22 protein-coding genes and 1 pseudogene are annotated in these 22,914 nt (G+C 44.5%); 15 read left to right on the forward strand and 8 right to left on the reverse strand.

Annotated features, from left to right (window positions below; translation table 11 throughout):
• The first annotated feature begins 199 nt into the window (after nt 1-199).
• Both HUJ21_RS22130 and HUJ21_RS22135 read left to right on the forward strand, forming a co-directional pair.
• Nucleotides 200-1,603, forward strand: coding sequence for a Gfo/Idh/MocA family oxidoreductase (locus HUJ21_RS22130; protein ID WP_291372908.1), 1,404 nt, complete (start codon nt 200-202; stop codon nt 1,601-1,603).
• 212 nt (nt 1,604-1,815) lie between these two features.
• Entirely contained in the window at nt 1,816-2,202 is a 387-nt protein-coding gene (locus HUJ21_RS22135) for a VOC family protein (protein WP_291372910.1), read from the forward strand.
• Nucleotides 2,203-2,204: 2 nt separating this feature from the next.
• On the opposite strand, the gene HUJ21_RS22140 is transcribed toward HUJ21_RS22135, so the two are convergent.
• The 6 genes from HUJ21_RS22140 to HUJ21_RS22165 are packed head-to-tail and all read right to left on the reverse strand — an operon-like array spanning nt 2,205 to nt 6,234.
• The gene (locus HUJ21_RS22140; RefSeq protein WP_291372912.1) at nt 2,205-3,095 is read right to left on the reverse strand and encodes a DUF5777 family beta-barrel protein; all 891 of its coding nucleotides are present in this window, start codon (nt 3,093-3,095) and stop codon (nt 2,205-2,207) included.
• Nucleotides 3,092-3,634, reverse strand: a complete 543-nt coding sequence (locus HUJ21_RS22145; RefSeq protein WP_291372914.1) for a YceI family protein — start codon at nt 3,632-3,634, stop codon at nt 3,092-3,094. Before HUJ21_RS22145 ends, HUJ21_RS22140 begins: the two co-directional genes overlap by 4 nt.
• A 6-nt stretch (nt 3,635-3,640) precedes the next feature.
• Nucleotides 3,641-4,009: a 2-polyprenyl-6-methoxyphenol hydroxylase gene (locus HUJ21_RS22150; RefSeq protein WP_291372915.1), complete on the reverse strand. Its 369-nt coding sequence runs from the start codon at nt 4,007-4,009 to the stop codon at nt 3,641-3,643.
• Nucleotides 3,996-4,502: a CHRD domain-containing protein gene (locus HUJ21_RS22155; protein WP_291372917.1), complete on the reverse strand. Its 507-nt coding sequence runs from the start codon at nt 4,500-4,502 to the stop codon at nt 3,996-3,998. The genes HUJ21_RS22150 and HUJ21_RS22155 overlap by 14 nt, the downstream gene beginning before the upstream one ends.
• Nucleotides 4,503-4,514: 12 nt before the next feature.
• Nucleotides 4,515-5,699: a hypothetical protein gene (locus HUJ21_RS22160; protein ID WP_291372918.1), complete on the reverse strand. Its 1,185-nt coding sequence runs from the start codon at nt 5,697-5,699 to the stop codon at nt 4,515-4,517.
• Entirely contained in the window at nt 5,671-6,234 is a 564-nt protein-coding gene (locus HUJ21_RS22165) for a sigma-70 family RNA polymerase sigma factor (RefSeq protein WP_291372919.1), read from the reverse strand. The genes HUJ21_RS22160 and HUJ21_RS22165 overlap by 29 nt, the downstream gene beginning before the upstream one ends.
• A gap of 261 nt (nt 6,235-6,495) precedes the next feature.
• On the opposite strand from HUJ21_RS22165, the gene HUJ21_RS22170 reads away from it, so the two are divergent.
• The 11 genes and pseudogenes from HUJ21_RS22170 (at nt 6,496) to HUJ21_RS22220 (ending at nt 17,496) form a co-directional block, all read left to right on the forward strand.
• Nucleotides 6,496-8,328 carry a rhamnogalacturonan lyase gene (locus tag HUJ21_RS22170; RefSeq protein WP_291372921.1) on the forward strand — a complete coding sequence of 611 codons (1,833 nt, stop codon included), beginning with the start codon at nt 6,496-6,498 and terminating at the stop codon, nt 8,326-8,328.
• Nucleotides 8,329-8,402: 74 nt separating this feature from the next.
• Entirely contained in the window at nt 8,403-8,627 is a 225-nt protein-coding gene (locus HUJ21_RS22175) for a hypothetical protein (RefSeq protein ID WP_291372922.1), read from the forward strand.
• A 187-nt stretch (nt 8,628-8,814) separates the two neighbouring features.
• Nucleotides 8,815-11,631 (forward strand): DUF1553 domain-containing protein, encoded by a 2,817-nt coding sequence (locus tag HUJ21_RS22180; protein ID WP_291372923.1) that lies wholly within the window; start codon nt 8,815-8,817, stop codon nt 11,629-11,631.
• Nucleotides 11,628-13,115 (forward strand): DUF1501 domain-containing protein, encoded by a 1,488-nt coding sequence (locus HUJ21_RS22185; RefSeq protein WP_291372925.1) that lies wholly within the window; start codon nt 11,628-11,630, stop codon nt 13,113-13,115. The genes HUJ21_RS22180 and HUJ21_RS22185 overlap by 4 nt, the downstream gene beginning before the upstream one ends.
• A 5-nt stretch (nt 13,116-13,120) precedes the next feature.
• Complete coding sequence (locus HUJ21_RS22190) at nt 13,121-14,572, forward strand: c-type cytochrome domain-containing protein (RefSeq protein WP_291372927.1); 1,452 nt, start codon at nt 13,121-13,123, stop codon at nt 14,570-14,572.
• 61 nt (nt 14,573-14,633) lie between these two features.
• Nucleotides 14,634-15,410, forward strand: a pseudogene (locus HUJ21_RS22195) (RHS repeat-associated core domain-containing protein); the annotation flags it as partial.
• On the forward strand, nt 15,397-15,777 hold the full coding sequence (locus HUJ21_RS22200; RefSeq protein WP_291372929.1) for a hypothetical protein: 381 nt from the start codon (nt 15,397-15,399) through the stop codon (nt 15,775-15,777). The pseudogene HUJ21_RS22195 and the gene HUJ21_RS22200, both read left to right, overlap by 14 nt.
• 360 nt (nt 15,778-16,137) lie before the next feature.
• Complete coding sequence (locus HUJ21_RS22205) at nt 16,138-16,548, forward strand: type II toxin-antitoxin system HicB family antitoxin (protein WP_291372931.1); 411 nt, start codon at nt 16,138-16,140, stop codon at nt 16,546-16,548.
• A gap of 101 nt (nt 16,549-16,649) precedes the next feature.
• Nucleotides 16,650-16,799 (forward strand): hypothetical protein, encoded by a 150-nt coding sequence (locus HUJ21_RS22210; protein ID WP_291372934.1) that lies wholly within the window; start codon nt 16,650-16,652, stop codon nt 16,797-16,799.
• 134 nt (nt 16,800-16,933) lie between these two features.
• A complete protein-coding gene (locus tag HUJ21_RS22215) occupies nt 16,934-17,179 on the forward strand; it encodes a hypothetical protein (RefSeq protein ID WP_291372935.1) in 246 nt (81 codons plus the stop codon).
• A 5-nt stretch (nt 17,180-17,184) separates the two neighbouring features.
• A complete protein-coding gene (locus HUJ21_RS22220; RefSeq protein WP_291372937.1) occupies nt 17,185-17,496 on the forward strand; it encodes a type II toxin-antitoxin system RelE/ParE family toxin in 312 nt (103 codons plus the stop codon).
• A gap of 636 nt (nt 17,497-18,132) precedes the next feature.
• Here the strand turns inward: HUJ21_RS22220 and HUJ21_RS22225 are convergent.
• Nucleotides 18,133-19,278, reverse strand: a complete 1,146-nt coding sequence (locus tag HUJ21_RS22225) for a hypothetical protein (protein WP_291372939.1) — start codon at nt 19,276-19,278, stop codon at nt 18,133-18,135.
• A 75-nt stretch (nt 19,279-19,353) separates the two neighbouring features.
• Nucleotides 19,354-19,656 (reverse strand): hypothetical protein, encoded by a 303-nt coding sequence (locus tag HUJ21_RS22230; RefSeq protein WP_291372940.1) that lies wholly within the window; start codon nt 19,654-19,656, stop codon nt 19,354-19,356.
• A 330-nt stretch (nt 19,657-19,986) separates the two neighbouring features.
• On the opposite strand from HUJ21_RS22230, the gene HUJ21_RS22235 reads away from it, so the two are divergent.
• Nucleotides 19,987-21,306, forward strand: a complete 1,320-nt coding sequence (locus tag HUJ21_RS22235) for a PQQ-dependent sugar dehydrogenase (protein WP_291372941.1) — start codon at nt 19,987-19,989, stop codon at nt 21,304-21,306.
• A 643-nt stretch (nt 21,307-21,949) separates the two neighbouring features.
• The gene (locus HUJ21_RS22240) at nt 21,950-22,900 is read left to right on the forward strand and encodes an NAD(P)-dependent alcohol dehydrogenase (protein WP_291372942.1); all 951 of its coding nucleotides are present in this window, start codon (nt 21,950-21,952) and stop codon (nt 22,898-22,900) included.
• Nucleotides 22,901-22,914: the final 14 nt, after the last annotated feature.

Below are 22,914 nucleotides of genomic sequence, written 5' to 3' on the forward strand. Positions count from 1 at the left end.
ATAATTATTTAATAAAACAATAGTAAACAGAATAAAATAATAATAATCAAAATAGATCAACCTTTTTATGCTTTAAGGGGTTAGGGGTAATTATTTGTCAATTCCTCAAAATTTGATTATTATGCAATCGATTGCGCAGGTGCTGGTTCTTTTCACTGGACCCAAGCTTCAAATTCAAACATAAACCAACTTTATCGTCATGGAAAATAAATTTTCAAGAAGGTCATTTCTACATGCTGTCAGTTTGTTGGCAGCCGGAACAACCTTGACTGCCCCTTTAACGGGCTTTGGCATGAAAAGGAAACTTAGAGTGACCCTGGTAGGAACAGGAGTCAGGGGTACCTCCTTCTGGGGGAGAAGACTGGTGGAACAATACTCAGATATTCTGGAGTTTGTCGGTCTAAGTGATATCAATCCGGGCAGGTTAGACTATGCACTCGATTATATGAAGGTAGACTGTCCGACTTTTGTGGATTTTGATGAAATGCTAACCCAAACCAAACCGGATTTGGTCATCGTCACCACCATGGACTCTACCCATCACGAGTTCATTATCAAAGGCCTGGAAGCCGGATGTGACGTGCTCACCGAAAAGCCCCTGACCACGGATGAGGACAAATGTCAGCAGATACTGGAAGCAGAAAAAAAATCCGACAAAAATCTGATCGTAGGTTTCAATTACCGCTGGAGTCCTTATATAACCAAAATTAAAGAATTGCTTCAGAACAAGGAGATAGGTGAAGTTACTTCTGTTGATTTTCACTGGTACCTCAACATTCATCACGGAGCATCTTATTTCCGGAGATGGCATGGAGTGACCGAAAACGGGGGATCACTTTGGGTACATAAGGCGACCCACCATTTTGACTTGTTGAATTGGTGGCTGGATTCTGACCCTGAGGAAGTTTTTGCCTATGGTGCCCTGGAGCACTACGGCAGCAACGGTCCTTTTAGAGGGAAAAATTGCCGCTCCTGTGTACACAAAAATGACTGCAAGTATTATTGGGACATCACCAAAAGCCAGCGTGATGTGAAGCTTTATGTGGAAAATGAGCACCATGATGGTTATTTCAGAGATGGCTGTGTTTACCGCCATGAAATTGATATTTATGATAAGATGTCGGCCAATATCAAATATGCCAATAAGGCGGTGGTCAATTATTCCCTGACGACGTATAGTCCTTATGAAGGTTGGAAAATAGCATTCAATGGTCAGAAGGGCAGAATTGATGCCTGGTTGGATATCCCTTTCATGAGCAATGAAACCATGGATCAGGAAGCCCTTCATGCGGCAGAAATGAACCAAAACAATGCAGGGGAGGACATGCACAGAGAGCCACTTGTATTGCATAAAAATTGGGAAAAACCACAGATCATACAGGTTGTCAGTGAACGTGGAGGTCACGGTGGTGGCGATAAAAGATTGCATGATAAAATCTTCAAAAATCCGGAAGCAGCAGACCCTTACAAACATGCCGCTGGATTACGGGATGGAATCATGTCCGTAATGGTTGGTGTGGCGGCCAGAAACAGCATCAATTCCAACGGACCTGTTAAAATAGCAGACCTTACCAGTATCAAGCCCAGTCCAAACAGGGCATAAATTCATTTTATTTTTCCCCTCCATCAAGGTAAAAATTACCCATGGAGGGGTTTTTTTGTATTCTTTCCATAATTAAATTATTTTCACCGTATGAAATCGACACGATTAAAACCATCATTAATCACACTGGACAATGATTATTTTAATCGTCAAAGATTCCATAGCTTGACCCGACTAATCGGGGTGACCTGTTAAAAGCAAATTAAAAACACATGAAAATAGAACATTTAGCACTCAACGTACACCATCCTCAGGCGATTTCAGACTGGTATGAAAAAAACCTGGGGTTAACGGTGGTTAAAAAAATGGATAAAGCCCCTTTCATGACTTTTTTGGCCGACGACAGTGGCAAAGTCATGATCGAACTTTACCAAAATGCCAAAGCATCGGTTTTGGACTATGCCAATCTCAATCCCCTGATGCTACACCTGGCTTTCGTATCAGAAAACCCGGATGATGAAAAGAAACGTTTGGTAGCAGCTGGTGCGGAATTGATCAGCGATGATACCCTGGAAGATGGTACCCGGTTGCTGATGCTTAGGGATCCCTGGGGTCTGGCCATTCAATTCTGTAAAAGGGCCAAACCCATGCTTAAATAAACTTATTTCCTGGCCGGCCTGGTGTTTTTCAATTGGAAATTACGGGTAATGTTGAAGCCAAAATGGATGTCTCCATTGAAAAAATCACCCTTAGTGGAAGGTATAAATCCTGTTTCTGTCATTTGTTGGGCATTGGTCAGGTGCAATTGAAACACATGGCCTCCGGTTTCAATATCAACTCCTATGGCCAGAGGATGGGTGTTTCCATTTTCCTGCTCTGTAAACCGGTGATAATATTCAATATTTAAGTGAATGCTTTTGGTAATCTGGTAACTCAATCCTGCCCCCATTGCCAGTAAAGCGTTTGGGTCTGTCCTTTCCCGGACCAGGTTACGGTGGATATAAGTGGGCATCAGTTGAATAGAAGCCTTTTGATTCAGCTTGCTGGCTACTAATAATTGATGGGCATATTGCAACCTTCTATTCAGGTTCATGGGAATCTCCGGACGGCGGATAGTGTTGATGGAAGCATTAGAAAGCCAAACCAGGGTTATTGGCAGTTTGATTTTACCCTTGCTTTGTTGATAAAGGCTGATTTTAACAAATCCATCATACATTTTGTTGAAAGAATTTCTTCCTATCCCCAGGGTAAGCCAATCCTCCCATGCATAATCCAATCCCAACCGCATATTGGCCTGATCCATGCCAAAGAATTGATAGGCACCAGAATTGATCCTTCCAAAGCGGTGGGAAATTAAAAATTCCAAATTCCCCTTTTTCCTGGTTTCAACCGTATGGCCGTTGATCAACCTGATGGCTTTAAAGGTGGAGGTGGGCGTATTCCATTCGGTTTCATCTTCTTCCCTGAGCTGGTCCAATAAATTGTCCTGCGCCAATGTGCTGAGAAAAAGAAAATAAAAGATCAGGGAAATTACCAGTATTTTGTTTGTCATCGGTCTGTTTTTTCAAATACAAAGCTTACAGTTACCTTTACCTCTTCCGCAATGTTATAAAATAGCACCTTTGGTATCTGAATGTCATAATCTTCGAGTTTTACCGGAAAAACGGCGTCCATGATGATTTGGTCACGCGTGAAATTGATATTACCAGGAACCCGTACTTTATTGGTTTGGCCATGAATGGTTAAATTGCCTTCAGCCAAAACCTCCTGGGATCCGGATCTCTCCCGCTCATAGCCGCTCAGTTTTCCTTCAAAGGTGGCTTCTGGATAGGTATGCGATTCCATGAATTTGTCATTAAAATGTTCCTGCATCAGGGATTTCGGGAATTGGAAGGCTTTAATGGGTACCAGAAAGGCCAGGTTGCCAGTTTGTTCATTAAATAAACCGGTCGGGGCATTGTTTACAGCCTGAATATCTTCCACCGGGGCACTGCTAAAGAACTCAATTTCCCCCGACACCGTTTTGTGTCCCTGGGCTTGAAGGGACTGTGATAACAGGAAAATAAAGATGGTTATACAGCAATTTTTCATAATAGGTTAATTATCCAATGCGCCGTTTTCCACCCAACAGTAGATGGATTCTAATTCGGCGGCAGTCAATTGTTTGCCTGATTCCGGGGCTGGCATAAAACCACTTTGGGTAAAATTCCTTATCTGATTCGCATACTGAATAATATTTTCGGGAACAGAGAGGTTTACTCGCTCTGATCCCGATACATGGCATCCGGAAATGGCACAATTCTGGTTAATAATGGGTATGATATCACCTGAGAGTGAGGCGGACTCCTCGCCACACCGCTCTTCCTCAGGCAATAAATCAGCTTCATTTTCAGTGGTACAAGAGAATAATGTACACGCAAGCAATACCCATAAGCAGGGTAAATAAAAGTTTTTAATAGCCATCATTATTGTTGTTATCTGGATTGGAGTCATTGGGCATATTTGCTGTGGCATTGTCACCAATATTTCCCTGAGCAATCAAGGTAGACATGGCAGTTGAACTTAAATGTACGTTGGCATGCCCGTCAAAATTCAGGAGTTCTTCATAGTTGATGGCGGTGCCATCGCCGGTTTGGGTAACAGTAGTTTCACTGACTCCGCTAGCACCATCTACATTGTTCAATCCAATGGCGATACCACCACCTTCGCTGGCAGAATTGTTGTGGATATGGGCTGGGTGAGAATTTCCGGCCTCAGTCCCCTCCAATTCAATCCGGATTAAAGTGCTTGTTTCACTTTCTTTGGTAAAAGTGATGGTGCCCTGTATCATGGGATCCGACACCGAATTCAATACATACTCTTTTTGGATAACCCGGGGGCCATCATCATTTTTTTCACAGGCGACTGTGAAAAAAGCAAGCAGGATAAACATGTTAAGCGTTAATTTGGTCGTTTTCATGATTTCTGATGTTTAAAATTTTAATTTTTGATTTGAGGGATAATATTTGATACCAAAGAAGATTCCTGTACTTTTCAAATCCAGGTTTCCTTCCCCGATACCCACCAGGGGTAAGCGATAATAAGGTTCCACATGGACAGCCAATTTTCTACTCAGCCTTCTTTCATAGCCAAAGCCGATGTTCCAAATACCAAATACATGTTGGTTATTCCCGGTTATTTCCAATTCCTCGGAATAAGGATTGCCTCCATAATTTTCATAGGTCAAAGTATAGTTTTCCTTCATCATGAAATAGGAAGACAGACCTGTACTTATAAACCATTTGTCATTTGCACCCATTATGGGGTAATACCTGAAATTAACTGGCACTTCAAGTATCCAACAATCACCTCTTAAGGATTGATGGGCTGCATATCCTTCCCAGTAGCCAGGGCCCTGTTGGTAGGTCTTTTTTGAATGCATGGCACCCGTGGAAATGCTCCACCTTTCACTGAGAAAATATTCCAGGCTTACACCAATGCTTCGGCCAAAGGGTGGAAAATTCGTATACCTGACTGCACTGATGTCTGGAGAAACCTGAAAGCCAAGGGCAATATTGTTTTTTAGATTATCTGGTGAAACTCCTTTTATTGGGATAAATGCAGTTGTTTGGATTTCGAGTTTTGGGGATTTGAGCCCAATCCGGTTAAATTTCTCAAACACCTTGTTTTTTGCATTCGGGTCCAAATTAAAATCACTTGGAGCCAGCCTTTCATTGGTCAGGTTTAGGTCTGAAATGGCAGGATAAAATGGAGCATTACCGGAAACAGCGGTGTTTTCCCTAGATTCTTTTTCTTCTCTGGCCGGGGACAGGGCTGCTGAGGTAAAACTTAAATCTTTAATTTTTATTTCTATATTTTTATAAGGATCTAATTGGGTTAACAGGGAAGAAGAGGAGATCGAGGTGGTTTCAGGGCTTGCCGGAATATGCCTGTAAGTAGCCTCCATCCAAACAGTGAAAGTAAGACTGGCAAGCAGCAGTAATCCTAAAAGGATCCATTTGTGTCCATTCAGGGGTTGGGCCACCTTTTTCTGGTCCAGCATCTTTTCCATTTTATTCCAGTCTTCCGGAACAAAGGGGATTTCAGGGGAGGAGGATAATTTTTTCAAGAAATCATCCAGCTCTTTATCACTCATGTTTGATACTCGCTTCTTCATGATTTCTATTGGTTAACATAGCCCTTAGCTTTTGCCTCGCCCTGTGAAGGTTTGATTTTGAGGTTCCTGTAGAGATGCCCAGCATCTCCGCTATTTCCTGATGTTCATAACCTTCTATGACATAAAGGTTAAACACGGTTCTGTACCTGATGGGTAAAGCCTGTATAAGTTCAATCATTTCCATATATTTCAGGTCGTCAGTGGCACTTTTCCCCGAATCCGGAATTTCTGAAATATGTTCCAGACCCAAATGACCGGAGTGATTCAGGTTTTTTTTATGGTAATTGATGGCTCCGTTGATCAATATTCTCCTAAACCACAGCGTAAAAGGACGCTGGGTATCGTACCGGTCAATGTGTTGAAAGACATTCAGGTATCCATCGTGAAGGATTTCCAAACTTTCTTCCCTATTGGCTGCGTACCGGAGACAAATACTCATGCCATAACTGTAAAACTGCTTGTACAGCATCTCCTGACATTTCCGGTCTCCACCTGAAATTCCATTCAAAAGCTTGTTTGACAGGTATTTTTCCACAGTTGCTGGGTTTGTATCTGCCTATACAATACATAAAGCAGATGGGTTGCGTGGGACTAATTAATTTACAAAATATTTATGGCTATTCTTGAAAAAAATCCAAACAACCTCAATGAAAGTTGATATCAGGCCATTTTTAAGTTGTACAGAGCAAACCACTGAACACAATTTACTGCGTATTTTGTGGAATTTGCTTTAAATTGATTTTTGGACCTGAATGCCGGGTAATTGGAGTTGAAAAAAAGAAAAGTAACCATAACCATGAAAGGATTCCGAATAGTCTCAACATTTCTACTTTTGATGATTGGCTTTTCCCTGTATGGGCAAAGGCAAATGGAGTACCTGGACAGAGGTTTGGTAGCCGTGAAAAATGAAACCGGTGGAATATTTTTGAGTTGGCGTTTGTTGGGAGATGAGCCCGTGGATACGGGATTTGACCTGTATAGGAAATACCCTGGTGAAAAGGCGGAAAAAATCAACAGTGTTCCAATAACCGAAGCAACTAATTTTGAGGATGGGCAGGCTGATCTCAGTCGTAACCCCGGTTATTCTATCAAAAGCACAACCCAGAGAAAAAGCCGGGAAGTAACTGTTTGGGAGAAAGAATACCTTGAAATTCCTTTAAAAACCCCGGAGGGTTATCGCCCTAATGACACTTCTGTAGGGGATTTGACAGGAGATGGGCAGTACGAATTGGTAGTACACATGACCGGCAGGTCCAGGGACAATTCCCAGGATGGGTTTACGGATCCGCCTATACTGCAAGCATATACCCTGGAAGGAAATATGCTTTGGGAAATCAATTTGGGTATCAATATCAGGGAAGGAGCACACTATACCCAATTCATGGTATATGACCTGGATGGGGATGGGATTGCGGAGATTGCCTGTAAAACAGCCGATGGAAGTAAGGATGCCCTGGGGCAGGTGATAGGAGATGATAGCAGAGACTGGAGAAATGAGGACGGTAAAATCCTGGATGGGCCCGAATATTTGACTGTTTTTTCCGGCAGGACAGGAGAGGCTTTATCTACGGTTGATTATATCCCTGGCAGAGGTGATTTGTGCGGCTGGGGAGGTGAAGGTGGCAATGCGGGGAATGACTGCAATGGAAACAGGGTGGACCGGTTTTTAGCCGGGGTAGCTTATCTGGATGGATCAAGCCCTTCATTATTAATGGCCAGGGGATATTACGGCAGGTCAGTGGTAGCTGCCTGGGATTTTAAAAAAGGGGAACTACAGTCGAGGTGGGTTTTTGACTCAGAAGGCAGGGAAAATCCTTTTTCGGGGCAGGGAAATCATAGCCTGAGCATCAATGATATTGATCTTGACGGGAAAGATGAGATCGTTTATGGAGCCATGGTCATTGATGATGATGGCAGCGGGTTTTATAGTACCGGACTAAGACATGGGGATGCCCTGCATGTCAGCCGGTTTCATCCGGAGCAGGCAGATCAGTTGGTCTGGGGCATACACGAAAATGAAACCAATGAAGCCGGATATGGGGTAGCCTTGTTCAATGCCCGCAATGGAGAAATAGTATGGGGCCATGAAGAGGGGAAAGATGTTGGAAGGGGCCTGGCAGCTGATATTGATCCCAGGCACAAGGGGGCAGAATACTGGTGGAACGGATCCCATGGTTTGTTCAATTATCAGGGTGAGGAAATCAGTCAGAAGCCGAACAGTATCAATTTCGCCATCTGGTGGGATGGAGACCTGTTGAGAGAATTGTTGGATAAAAACCACATAGACAAATGGGATTATAAAAATCAAAGCCTGCAACGCTTAATGACGGCTGAAGGCTGCCTGTCCAACAATGGCTCCAAATCCACACCAGCTTTGGCTGCAGATATGCTGGGCGATTGGCGGGAAGAGGTTGTTTTCAGAACAGCCGACAATCAGGCTCTAAGGATATTTACGACCCAATTGTCCTCTCCCCATCGATTTACTACCCTGATGCACAACCCACAATACCGCCTGAGCATTGCCTGGCAAAATGTGGGATACAACCAACCCGCGCATACAGATTATTACCTGGGTGTAGATATGTCTTCACCCGGAAGGAAAGAAATCAGCATTATCAGGAAAAAATAAATTTTTTTATTTTTTTCAGGACAAATCAATATTAACCTGCGTACAGGTAAATGAACCTAAACCAAATCCTATTTATGAAAAGCAAATGGTTGTTTTTGCCGGATATTTTTTTGGTCTTGCTGATTTGCATGACCTGTGAACGCAATGAAATGACCCATTTGGAGGAAAATCCGGAATTTACTGTTCAGGGTGAACAGCTTAGACCGGTCAATCAGCAGGAAATAAAAGCTAATAAGCAACAATTGGAAGTCGATTGGAGTAAGTTGTATTACAGGGTTCAGGAAAAGACTGAAAATTAATCTCAAATGATATTATAGATTAAGTTGGTGATTTTTTAATTGTTCTTTTTTGGAGAAGGTAAGTGCATCTGCACTTACCTTTTTTCCACTCAAAGTAAAAAAGAAGGGACTAACCCTTTATGTATTTGAATTGATTCCTTTTTTAATTACTTTGTTCTGAAAATGAAGGCTGCTGGCAAAATTGATTATGCTCACCCAAAATAAAATAATAATTTACGCTTTTTCAGGCGTATTTCTTCTGGCTTTATTGGTATGGATACTTCGCATTGTTCCCCTGGAAAACAAACACCAGGTCATTCCCGCATTTGTGCTGGGTGAGCGGGTGGATTACAATCGGGACATCCGGCCCATAGTAAACAACAAGTGCATTGCCTGCCACGGAGGAGTCAAGAAGTCCGGAGGGTTTAGTTTATTATTTGAGGAGGAAGCCTTAGCTGTCAATGAATCCGGTGAGCGCGCAATTGTTCCAGGGAATACCCGCAAAAGTGAATTGTTAAACAGGATCAGGCACCATGATCCGGAGTTGCGCATGCCCCTGGAGTCTGAGCCCCTTTCCGAAGAGGAAATTGCCTTGTTTACCAATTGGATCAATCAGGGAGCTGCCTGGGATGATCATTGGGCCTACAAAGCCCCAAAAGAAAAGGAAGTACCCAAAACCAAAGGCGAATGGGCCATCACGGATATTGACAGGTTTGTACTGGATAAATTGAAGGAAAAAGGTTTGCAGCCCAATCCCCTTTCCGATCGCTACTCCCTGATACGCAGACTCAGCCTGGATCTGACAGGTCTTCCACCGGAGCTTGAAAAGGTGCAGGAATTTGTGGGGGATACATCAGAAAACGCCTATGAAAAATTGGTCGATCATTACCTGGCATCACCTGCTTATGGAGAGAGGTGGGCGGCCATGTGGATGGATCTGGCCAGGTATGCAGACTCCAAAGGCTATGAAGCCGACCGGCCCCGGAAGATCTGGAAATACAGGGATTGGCTGATTAAGGCTTTTAATGATAATATGCCGTTTGATCGCTTTGTCACCGAACAACTGGCCGGGGATTTATTACCGGATCCTACGGACGAGCAGTATATTGCCACTGCTTTTCACCGCAATACGATGAACAATGATGAGGGCGGTACCGATAATGAAGAGTTTCGTACTTCGGCAGTGCTTGACCGGGTAAATACCACCTGGACTGTTTTACAGGGAACCACTATGGAATGTGTACAGTGCCACAGTCATCCCTATGATCCTATCAGGCATGAAGATTACTACAGAAGCCTGGCTTTTTTCAATCAGACTGCCGATGCGGATATCCCCAGCGAAGCACCGGTGCTGATCAAATTTGACTCCCCGGAAGACCAGGAGAAGCTTGAAAGAATTCAAAGCTGGGTGAGAAACAGTTCAGGTGATACCAAAACAAAGAACGAAAAATATTTCACCCAATTGATCCGCCTGGGAGAGCCTAAAATTCATCCCCATTATTTTGAGCAGATGGATAAAGGAATACCGGTGAAAGGCACAGCAACTTTCAAAGTGGATCCGCTCATTTATTCTCTGACAAAAGCCCTGCCTTTTGCGGGTGAAGACCGGCTGATGTTTAAGGTTCGTGCCAGTGATAGTGGTGGAAAAATATCCTTTCGGTTGGACAGTCTCCAGGGAAGGGAAATAGGAACCTGGGATGTGCTAAGTAAAACCAAAACCAGGACCAATGAGGAGACAATGGAGGAAGAGTCTTATGCGGTGATGGAAGTGGTTTCTATACCGATAAGCCCGTTGCAGGGAAACCATGACCTATACCTGGTTTATGAAGGGGCAGAAGAAAAGGAGTTGACCTGTACTTTTGAGTGGGCGATGTTGCATCATTCCTTGCCTGGAAAAGAAAATCCGGGATATGAGGAGGTTGAAGAAGCCTTTTACGAATTATACAATTCCGAAAACGAGAAGGAAACTACGCCGGTCATGGTCTCCCTTCCGGACCGCTACAAACGAGAAACACGCTTGTTTGAGAAGGGAAGCTGGATGGTGCCCGGAGAAAAGGTAACTGCGGGTGTTCCTGAAATATGGAATCCTTTCGAGGGTCAGTATGATCCTGACAGACTTGGATTCAGCCAATGGCTATTCAGTCCCGATAACCCACTAACCGCCAGGGTAATGGTCAATAGAATTTGGGAACAATTGTTTGGCAGGGGCCTGGTTTCCTCACTGGAGGATTTTGGGTCCCAGGGCTTTGCCCCTACACATCCGGAATTATTGGATTGGTTGGCATTGAAATTCATGCATGAAATGCAATGGGATATCAAAAAGCTGCTTAAGGAATGTGTCATGTCGGCCAGTTACAGGCAGTCTTCCCATTTCAGGGAAGAACTTAAAGAAGCGGACCCCTTGAATGAATGGCTGGCCAGGGGCCCGAGGCTGAGGCTTTCTGCCGAGCAGATCAGGGATCAGGCACTTGCCGTTTCGGGACTATTGAGTGACAAAATGTATGGCCCCAGTGTAATGCCCGAACAGCCCGAAGGCATTTGGCAGGTGGTGTACAGTGGGGACCAATGGAAAACCAGCAAGGGAGAAGACAAGCACAGACGGGCACTGTATACTTTTTGGAGAAGGACAAGCCCATATCCTTCGGTCATCGCCTTTGATGCCCCGAGCAGGGAGTTTTGCCTGCCTAAGAGAATTGAGACCAATACGCCTTTACAGGCACTTGTGACATTGAATGACCCTGTTTATTTGGAGGCAGCCCTGGCTTTGGGAAGAAAAGTGCTGGATGTTTCTTCCGGGAATGAAAGGGAAAGACTTTCTTTGCTTTACAGCATGGCGGTCCGGAAAGGAATCAGTGATGAAAAGCTGGAGGATCTGGTATCCCTGCACCAGCAGAGCAAGGTGTACTTTGAAACACAACCTGAGGCGGTATGTCAATTGATAGGAGAAGAAAATGAAGCTTTGGCCATTTATACCGTACTGGCCAATGCAGTAATGAATTTGGATGAATTCCTGATGAAGTCATGAGCAGAAGAATAAGTATTACCGAGGAACACCAATACAGGCACCTGCAAAGTCAAACCCGCAGGCATTTCCTGAAGCAATGTACCACAGGACTAGGTGCCCTGGCACTTGGAGGAATGGTGGGCTGCAACAATTCGGCTGGTCCGAAAGACATGCAGGGAAAGGTGGATGAATTGCTCAGCCAGGTGCCTCACTTTGCCCCCAAGGCCAAGCGAATCATTTACCTTCACATGGCTGGGGCTCCTTCCCAATTGGAATTATTTGATTACAAGCCGGAATTGGCAAAACTGGATGGGCAGGACTGTCCACAATCTTTGCTGGAAGGTAAAAAGTTTGCATTTATCCAGGGTATACCCAAGATGCTGGGACCACAGGCTCAATTTAGACCGAGAGGAAATTCCGGCATGGTGGTTTCGGATAATTTACCTCATTTTTCCAGCATTGTGGATGATGTGACCCTGATCAAAACCATGCACACGGATGAGTTCAACCATGCTCCTGCACAATTGCTGCTGCAAACCGGCTCGCCCAGATTGGGCCGGCCCAGTATGGGGAGTTGGGTGACTTACGGTCTGGGTTCTGAAAATGAAGACTTGCCTGGATTTATGGTTTTGGTTTCCGGTGGGAATACACCTGATGCCGGGAAATCAGTTTGGGGAAGCGGCTTTTTGCCTTCGGTTTACCAGGGAGTGCAATGCCGGTCTGAGGGAGACCCGGTACTTTACGTTTCTAATCCATCAGGCATGGACGGAAGCCTACGGAAGCAGACCATTGATGCCATCAACCGCATCAATGAAAAAGAATACAGTGAGTTCGGAGACCCCGAAACCCTTACCCGCATTTCCCAATACGAAATGGCCTACCGCATGCAGACCTCCGTGCCTGATGTGATGGATATCAAAGAAGAGCCGGATTATATCCATGAAATGTACGGTACCGAGCCGGGAAAAACATCTTTTGCCAACAATTGTCTGCTGGCCAGAAGACTGGTAGAGAAAGGGGTGAGGTTTGTACAGTTGTTTGATTGGGGCTGGGACATGCATGGCGTGGCAGAAAGGGAATCCCTTGACGAGGGCCTTCCGATTAAATGTAAACCTGTGGACCAGGCCATGACGGCTTTGGTAAAGGATCTGAAGCAGCGGGGTTTGCTGGATGAAACGCTGGTGGTCTGGGGAGGAGAATTTGGCCGTACCCCCATGCAGGAAAACAGGGGAGGAAGAGAATGGCCTTTCAAGGGACGAGACCACCATACGGAGGCATTTCCGGTTTGGATGGCAGGTGGAGGCGTAAAAGGTGGGTTTACACTTGGTGAAACCGATGAAATAGGTTATTATGGTATCGAAGATAAGGTGCATGTGCATGACTTGCAGGCCAGCATCTTGCATTTGATGGGAATGGATCATGAAAAGTTCACTTATTTTTCCCAGGGAAGGGATTTTAGGCTGACCGATGTGTCAGGAAAAGTTGTACATAAAATTATCGCATAAAATAAATGGAGCAGTCCTCAGAAATCATCATCTTCTTCGGAAGATTTCATCCTTTGTTGTTACACCTACCCATTGGCTTTCTTGCCCTGGGCTTCCTCATGGAGTTATTATCCCGCAGGGAGAAGTTTGCTTATCTGAAACCGGCCATTGGCTTTGTACTGGGCTTGGGGGCTATTTCAGCCTTTGCCACTGCCATTTTGGGCCTGATGCTGGCCCAGGCGGGTGATTATGGAGAAGATTTGTTGTTTGTCCACCAGTGGGCAGGTATTCTTTTGGTGCTCTTTGCTTTTGGCACCTGGTGGCTTTACAGTCAAAAAGAGAAAAAAACCACCCTCAAATTGAAAAGGGCCTACCTGGGATCATTTTCCCTGATGATGGTATTTCTGGCAGTGGCCGGCCATTACGGAGGGTCCCTCACCCACGGGTCCAATTACCTGACCCAGTACCTGCCCAAGGGAATAAAAAAACTGGCGGGGATGTCCATAGAGGAAAAAGGCCCAAAGCTGATCGAAAACCTGGATGAGGCCGTGGTGTATACGGATATCATCCATCCAATTATGGAAATTCGTTGCAACTCCTGCCACAATGCCGATAAGAAAAAGGGGGATCTGCAGATGCATACCCGGGAGGCGCTGTTGAAGGGGGGCGAAAACGGGGCCATCTTTGAACCGGGCAATGCTGCCGAAAGTGAAATGATCAAAAGGATACACCTGGACCAAAACCACGATGATCACATGCCGCCGAAAGGCAAGTCTCAATTGTCCGATGAGCAGGTGCTGCTATTTGAATGGTGGATCAATGAAGGAGCACCATTTGAAAAGAAGGTAGCCGAGCTGCAGGCCGATCAGGAGGTACAAAAGGTACTGCTTACCCTCACCGATCCCAATGCCAATAAAACCGCTGTAGAAATTCTGCTGGCCGAAGGAACTACGGTTCCTGATGAGGAAAAATTAAATGCCTATGTGAAGGAAGGCATCGCCATCAAGCCCCTTTCCAACGATGCCAACTGGCTACAGGTTACCCTGTACAAAAAAGACCCTGTGGATGAGATTTTGAGCAGGCTGGCGGCAGATTTTCCGGAGCAGATTACCTGGCTGGATGTCAAAGATACCCCATTAACGGATGAAGGGTTGGCTTCCGTTGGACAATTTAAAAACCTTACACGGCTGCGGGCGGAAAAGACGGAGATCACCGATGCCGGGCTGGCACATTTAAAGGATCTGGAATTTTTGGAATCCCTGAATATATATGGAACAGAGGTAAGCAATGAAGGCCTGGATCATTTGGCAGAATTGCCTAACCTGAAGCGGCTTTATGCCTGGGATACCCAAGTCAGCAAAGAAGGAGCTGCCAAACTTAAGGAGGGGGCCGCCCAGCTGGACATCAACCTGGGCTACGAAGTGGAGGTCATAGATTCCCTTACCGTTAAAGTCCTGCCGGTAGCCAATCAGGAGTAAAATTTAGCAGGTACGATCAGGTACGACGGGGAAATGGTCGTAGGCGTACCGATATGGGTTCAATGGGATGGAAGGGGATGATGAGGTAAATGGCCCCGGAAGGAGCTATACGACCGAGTTCAGGCAGTATGATCCAGTCGTAGGAAGATGGTGGGGGGTTGATCCATTAGAAAATCATCAAAGGCAAATCGGAATGTCACCTTACTCTTCATTTTGGAATAATCCGATTAAATGGAATGATCAGGATGGAAGATGTCCTTCTTGTGTTGGATTTTTTGTCGGTGTTGTAGTGGACTATGGACTTCAAGTAACAGAAAATATTTTATTAAATGATGGTAATGTTACTCTAGAAGCATTTACCAAAGTCAATGGAACCTCAATTGCAATGTCGGGTCTTGCAGGTGCCACAGGTGCTGGGCTTGCAACAAAGATTAAAAAAGCATCAACTCTTGTAAAACTTGGAGTGGAACTTTCATCTGATGGAGGTGCAAGTGCAATAAACCAATTTGTAAATGAGGGAGAAGTTGATTTAGCAGATGTAGCCATTGATGCAGCAGCGGGACAGATTATTGGTAAAAGTGTCAGTAATTTTGTAAAAGGAAAAGTTCAGGGAACAGATGTAGGAAATGCGTTAAAGAGAGATGCTGATAGAGCACAGAGAGTTGCTGCCCAACCTAAAAGAAGTCCTGACAGACAAAAAGCAAAACAACAAAAAGCTGATGAAGCCTTTGAGAGGTCTGATACCTATGGAGAATCCAGGGGTGCAGCAGCAGGTTCATCCAGTGCTGGAGCTGCTTCATATGTAGTACAAACAGTGAAAGAGGATGAAAATAAATAAAAAACTCTTGGTAGATTTCGGCAAGAAAACTTTAATTCCTGTTTTTATTATTATCATTTTAGTTGTATTTGCATCAGGTAAATATGGGTTTACACCAGTCTTAATGGGGATAGGAATTTTTACATCAATAGTTTTATTTAATATTGTTGCTGTAAGAATATATCAAGAAATGTTTGTGTATTTCAAAAAAGGAAAATGGAATGAAGGGTTAGTTTTAACAACAACAATGTTGGGAATATTAATTGGAGTCCCTTTTGTATTTATTGTTTACTTAAATGATTCTTATTTAATTTTAGGAACAGTAATTAGTGTCGGTGTTTTAGGGGTTTTGTTAGTTTATGATATAATTAGAAAGATATTCATATGATTAAGGAGCATACCGCTATGGGTTTAATGGTATGGAAGCCGATGAAGAGGTAAATGGCCCCGGCAGGAGCTACACGACAGAGTTCAGGCAGTATGACCCCGTCGTAGGATGATGGGGGGTGTGGATCCGTTGGCAACAGAGCGAATTTGGTTCTCGTAGTATAATTTTGTGCAAAACAACTCGATTCTAAGTGTCGATCCTGATGGGCCTATTGGTCTACCATGGACTGTTACCGGCTGAATTGGAGAACCTGAAAACCCCACGATGTAAACGTATACAGGGGAAGTGTTTACATCAGGGGAACGCACAAAATAAACAGTAGGGAATTACAGCTGAAGCCCGAAAAGATTATGGTTTTTCATGAGTACCCCATCCAAGCGGGAATATGAAGGAATACCAAATGAAACAGGTCAGAGAACTATTGTAGTTATGAACTATCTGAAATACAAAGGTTATACGGGCAGCCTTGAGTATAGTCCCCAGGACAGTCTGCTCGATGGGAAAGTGGTGGGCATCAGGGGTCTGATCTACTACGAAGGAGAGAACGGAAAACATCTGGAAGAGGATTTTAAAGAAGCCGTTGATGCTAATCTGGCTGATTGTAAGAAAGGGGGGAAATCCCCTGAGAAGCCGTTTAAAGGAAGTTTCAATGTTAGGATACCGCCATCGTTGCACCAACGGGCTGCATTGCTGGCCATGGAGGGCAAGACCTCACTGAACAACTTTGTGGCAGAAGCGATACGGTACAGAGTCGACAAAGAACCTACCTGATTCATTTAATTTTGCAGGAATGCATGTATTTGGAGGAAACTTGAGTTCTTTTTCTATTTATCTCCTATGATGAGGGTGTTTTAAACGCCGTCAAATCACTTTTGAACATTGAGGACGAGGTGGATTTTTGGGAAGGGTTAAATGCGGAAGACCGGGCAGCCATTGGTGAGGGTCTGGAGCAGTTGGATAAAGGACAACAAGTGTCCCATGAATCGGTCCGTGAGGAAATCAAAAACCGGTTCAATTTTTAGGTTTGGCGTTGGTGATCCGCTATTCTCGTCGTGCAAGGCATGAGTAAATAGAATTGTTGAAATATCATCCGTTGAGATGAAACCCACAAATCCCAAAAAAACGTTAACTTTATGAGGACAATACATAAAGAGGAATGGACATTAAAGCAGAAAAACTAAACCTGATAGAACAGCTGGCAAGACTGGAAGATATAAAGATAATCCAGCAGATCAAAGATTTATTGAGTTCCCAGAAAGAACCAATAGCCGGTTATAAACCGGATGGAGGCCCCATTACCAAGTCAGAATTGATAGCAAGGGCGAGGGACGCAAATAAAGCTATCAAAGAAGGAAGGGTGACCAGTATTGAGGATCTGGAAAAAGAATCGGAAAACTGGTAGGCAGAATGAATGTTTTAATCACCGATCCTGCCAAGGAATCATTGAAAAAAATTTGTAAACACTACAGAAGTTTAGAGTTAGATTCTTATGCTATAAAGGTACGAAAAGTGATACTTGGAAAAGCCAAGAGTTTATCGGACAACCCGGAAAGAGGGCAGAAAGAAGAAATGTTAAAATCCCTCGATCAGGACCACCGTTATTTATTGGTCGAATCCCACTTTAAAATCATCTACCTAATAGACGAAAAACGTGTGATAGTGACCGATATATTTGACACCCACCAACATCCCGATAAAATGCCCAAAGGGAACCGGTAACGATCAATCAACAACTAATTAGAAACATACTACGCCGTGTCATATGGGCTTTGGGGAACTTTGCTGCAAATCCGTGGCATTCGCAGGTAAAGCAGTGTTCGTCATTGGCAGTCGGCAAAAAGCCAAGCCATCCCGGTGTAGCAGCCTTCCACGGATAGTTTAAAAATGGGGTGTTCCAGGCAGCCGAACCGCCCGCCCCAGGCGCAACCCGCTTGCCCGCAAACCGCCCCACTCCCTTGCTTTTTGCCCATAACTGCAGAATCAGGAGCCTTCTTTTTTTCTTTTAAGAACGTTTACAAAAAGGAAGCCCGCCCACACCTTTATTTCACCTGAAAAACTTTCAACTGAAAAAGAAAAAAACTATCTATTTAATTGTCTACAGCGGTGAAAAGTTCTTTGTTTACAGGTACAGAAAATGGTTGTGAGAAAATTGTAAGAGCTTTGGAAATTGGGATGCAGGGATTTTCCGTTATGGTTTATGAAGGTGGTTCTGTCGGCTTGTGGTCACGTTGAAGCGTTTATAAAGCTCTTCCAAAGTGATTGCCCGTTTTCTTTTTCAAAAATTAAGGTAAGAGGCAGTACAAAAGCACCATCCACCGGGATTGGGAAAACCTGAAGAAGTCTGCCTGGTCACTTTCAGGTTTCCGTTTTCCAGTGCAACCGGCACATCTGTGTGCCCAGTGCCGGATCATGGTTGGAAGAAAGGTATTCGTCCCCAGCTACCTGGTATATTTCCGGGGCGGCACAGGGGATTTGCCCCAGATACTTCCGGGCTGCTGCTTCATTTCCCTTACCAAAATCCAGCGGGTCTTCACTGCGGAAAACATGGGTAATGGCCTTGACATAATTTTGGGTTCTGAACAGGTAAAAATACCCCTCCCTGTAAACCACATGGGGGCATTCTATTTCCCACCAATTGCTGCCAAATTGGTGGGCCCGGTGTACCAATTGGTACGCAGACCAATGGAGCAGGTCTTTTGAAGTACGTACGAACATGCCGCCTTTTTGTGGATTCCCTTCTTCCAGCCCGGTGTAATACAAGTGCCAAAGGCCGTCTATCTTGATAAGGCAAGGGTCTCTTGCCTCTCCGGGACCTGTAAAGGCCCGGCTCAATCCATCGTCAAAAGTATACCTGTTCCACTTCAGCCCATCCGGGGACGTCATGATGCAAATCTGGCATTCCGTATCGAAGCTTTCATTTCGGCTATTGCCCCTTGCAGGTATACCTTCCTTGTTTCTTCCGGTACTGTGTCCACCATAAAACATATAGTACAGGCCCTTTTCTTTTACAATAAAGGGAGATTGTATCCATTCTTCCTTGTCCCATCCATTGATGCTTTCGCCGAAAGCAGCATTAGCGCGGATAAATTCCCCGGTGTCTTCCCATGGGCTGTCTGTCAGATTTTTGGACTTCCAATGATAAAGAATTCTTCCCCATCCGGTATGACGCACACAACCCCATAAATGCCAATACCCGTCATCAGCCCGGAAAATATGGTGATCTACCGATTCATAGGGTCGGATTTCCCCATTTTCGCCCATTTTTACCGGAATACTATGGCTTCCTTTCAGAGGAGGTGGGCCGATAAGCCACCAGTCGCCATCCAGGATTGGCCGGAGTTTCCTTTTGGCAATTCCCGGGCTGGTATTTATGGTTAACAATGGAGATAAACCACTTCCTGATACCAGACCAAAAGTCCCGCAAAACACACTATTCTTGAGGAAGTTTCTCCGGGAAGTTATTTTTGTACTCGTGCTGGTAATTTGATTTGTTTTTTTCAAAGCAAAAGAGAATGGGAAATAAGGGGAATTTCAATATCTTAATACAATTGTTAAAAGGAGTTGATCTTTTACCTGCTACCTGACTGTCAATTTACACAATGTATTTTTATTTCCAATACGCTTAGTTTGTTGAATCACCAACATAAAAAATACATTATCCCATCCGTCTGCATTAAAATCTGCTATGGCTACTCCTGCACCATTGTAGAAATATTCATAGGTAAGAATATTCATAAACTCATCCTCCTGAAGGCTGTTTTCAAAATGCAGGCCGGATTTGGAGGAAGAAATTTCAGAAAGCATGCTTTGCTCCTGGCAGGAAAATCCTAAAAAAAGCAGGACTGGAAACAGGAATTTGGGGATACTTTTCAGACACATGGGAGTAAAACAGTTAATGGCCAGGAGGATGATTTTAAATATAGTTGATTTGCCATGGGATTTTTATGCTTTGCTATTATTTCTTTGTGAACTTAATAAGGAAAGGAAGAAATCAGGGGGATTTGTCCAAACATGAGCTGATCTACATCCTTAAAGGCATTGGAATAATTGGGAGTTAAAAGGGGAAATGGCTTTCTTTTTTTTATCCTTAAAAACCAAACTTTTTACCGTAACTAGCAGGAAGAATCGCTCCCGGGTAATATTATTTGTTAGTAATGCCCGATTTTCCTATATTTAACCTTATTCCAAACCGAAAAAACCAACCAAAACATGGACTTAAAAAAACTAATTTATCTGTTTGTTATCCCTATCCTAGGAATTGCTTCTTGTGGAAGTCCCCAGGAGCAGGAGGAGGATAACCCCTATTTTACTGCCGATGAAGATCAGGGAGGACTAAACCTGGCTCCGGGTATGCAGGCCTATGTGGTGGCTGAAGACCTGGGAAGAGGAAGACATCTGGCCGTCAATGAAAATGGTGACATTTACATGAACCTACGCGAAGCTACCGAGGAAGGCGGAATTGTTGCCCTGCGGGATACAGACGGCGATGGCCGGGCAGACGATATCCAATACTTTGGTGATTTTGGCGGTACCGGCATGGCTTTTTACAAGGGAAATCTATATGCCTCCAATGACAGCACGGTGTTCCGTTTTACTTTTTCAGGAGACAACCTGATTCCGGATAACGCCACAGCACCCGACACGATTGTTTCCGGTCTGCCCGTACAAACTTCCCATGCGGTGAAGCCCTTTACTTTTGACGAACAGGGCCACATGTACGTGAATGTCGGGGCACCTTCCAATGCCTGCCAGGAGCAAGATCGTACCCAAGGCTCCCCCGCAATGGATCCTTGTCCGCTATTAGAAAGGCACGGCGGCATTTGGCGCTTTGATGCCGAGCAAACGGGACAAACGCAGCTGGAACATGGTTACCGGTTCTCTACAGGCATACGAAATGCCGTGGCACTGGACTATAATTCGGCAGATGGCCACGTATATGTGGTTCAGCATGGACGCGACATGTTACACGGTCTCTTCCCTGAAATGTATAGCGAAGAGGAAAGTGCCGAGCAGCCAGCGGAAGAAATGTTCCGCTTAAGTGACGGAGCCGATTTTGGCTGGCCGTATTGCTATTATGATCCTTCTCAGGACAAAAGATTGACGGCTCCGGAATACGGGGGCGACCGGGAGCAGGCCGAGCGCTGCGAAGGCACTGAAGATCCTGTCATGACATTCCCTGCCCATTGGGCCCCCAATGACCTGTTATTTTATACAGGAGATCATTTACCGGAAAGTTACAAGGGAACAGCCCTGGTAGCCTTTCACGGGTCCTGGAACCGGGCGCCTCTGGAGCAGAAGGGATATTTTGTGGCAGCAGTACCATTTGAAAATGGTGCGCCCACGGGAACCCACGACACTTTTGCAGAAGGTTTTGCCGGAGTGGAAACCATTGAGGCCCCGAGCGATGCCAAGCACAGGCCCACGGGTCTGGCACAGGCTCCGGATGGTACAGTGTTGATTTCTGACTCGGTAAGCGGAAAAATATGGAGGGTATTTTACCAGGAAGACGAGACCATGGCCATGAAATAAATAGGATTAAGGTTTTGGCCTTTTTGTAAAATTAGGCAAAGCCGGTTTCCCCATCAGGAAGCTGGCTTTTTTATTTCAATTGGGTTGAGGGTTTAAGGCAAGTTTTTTATTCCCTATTTATTTTGGAGAAGTTAACCTGGGTTTACATGGTGTTGGATTTTCGGGTTCGTTTTCACGATTTATCATTCTTCTAAAACAATTATAATGATGCTATTCGCTGCCTGGGGCTAAAAATAAGGGCTAATGATATTGGCCCCGACCGGGGCTTGTTTAAGAGCTAAAAAAGCAGGTGTAACTTACTTAAGGTTGCTTTTTTGTGTTTTTCTTGGTTGGTTTATTGATTATGCTTACATATACCATCAAAATTGAACCGTTTTTCTAGTCACATTCAATAATATGATTTATTTGGCCACTTCTGTCCGTACATTCGATAGGATAAGTGATTTTTTTAAAATATCGCTGTTTGTAGCGTCCACATTACCTAAATATACAATGGAATTAAATTAAAAAGAATTCCGGTGTATCTCTACCAAATCCGCAAAATCAATGGATGTTTTGTGTAAATTGCCGTAACCCTTCCAGGGTAAGAAGCATGCGAATTTTTTATACCGTCAATATAAAATAAAAACCCAAACTACTGAAAATGAAAGCCTTTACAAAAACCAAATATGGAGGGCCTGAAGTCCTTCAGCTAGAAGAGGTAGAAATGCCCATTATAAAAGAGGGGCAGATCCTTGTAAAAGTATTGGCCAATTCAGTCAATCCGGCAGATTGGCATATTCTCAGAGGAAAACCGTTTTTTGCCCGATTTGCTTTTGGCTTGTTCAAGCCAAAGGATAAAATACCGGGTGCTGATTTTGCAGGGATCGTGGAAAAAGTAGGGGATAAGGTCAGTGAATTTAAGGTGGGAGACAGGTTGTTTGGAGAAAACCTTAAAGGAGGTGCTTTTGCCGCATATATTTGTACATCGGCAAGCGTTTGTGGGCACATGCCGGCAGGTGCGGGGTTTGCAGAAATGGCCTGTGTACCTATAGCGGGGTTAACGGCCCTGCAGGCACTGCTTACTCACGGAAAAATAAAAAAGGGAGAATCGGTTTTGATTAACGGTGCCTCGGGAGGGGTGGGTCATTTCACTGTTCAGATAGCCAAAGCCTATGGTGCCAGGGTAACAGCTGTTTGTTCCAACAGAAACCTGGATTTTGTAAAAGCCATGGGTGCAGATCACCTGATCCCTTACGACAAAGAAAACATCCATCAACATAGCGCAAAATATGACCTGATCATAGATAACCATGGCAACCTTACGCATCAGGATTTTCAGCGCATGGGTCATCGGGGGGTGATTGTGGGTTTCACCACCCTAGGTCATATGATTGGGTTGCTTTCAAAAAATGCCATTAGTAAATTTCCCCTGGCACAATTCACAGCAGAAGCCAATACGAAAGACCTGGAGGTTTTGGCTACTTTGATCGAAACGGGAAAAATTAAAGTGCACATCGATAAGACCTTTGCTCACAAACAACTGCCGGAAGCCATCAGCTTCATTGAAGCCATGCGGACCCGGGGAAAAGTGGCTGTGGTCTGGGATGACTAATCTATAGCTTTTGT

It is taken from the genome of Cyclobacterium sp. (genome assembly GCF_014762705.1).
Classification (GTDB): domain Bacteria; phylum Bacteroidota; class Bacteroidia; order Cytophagales; family Cyclobacteriaceae; genus Cyclobacterium.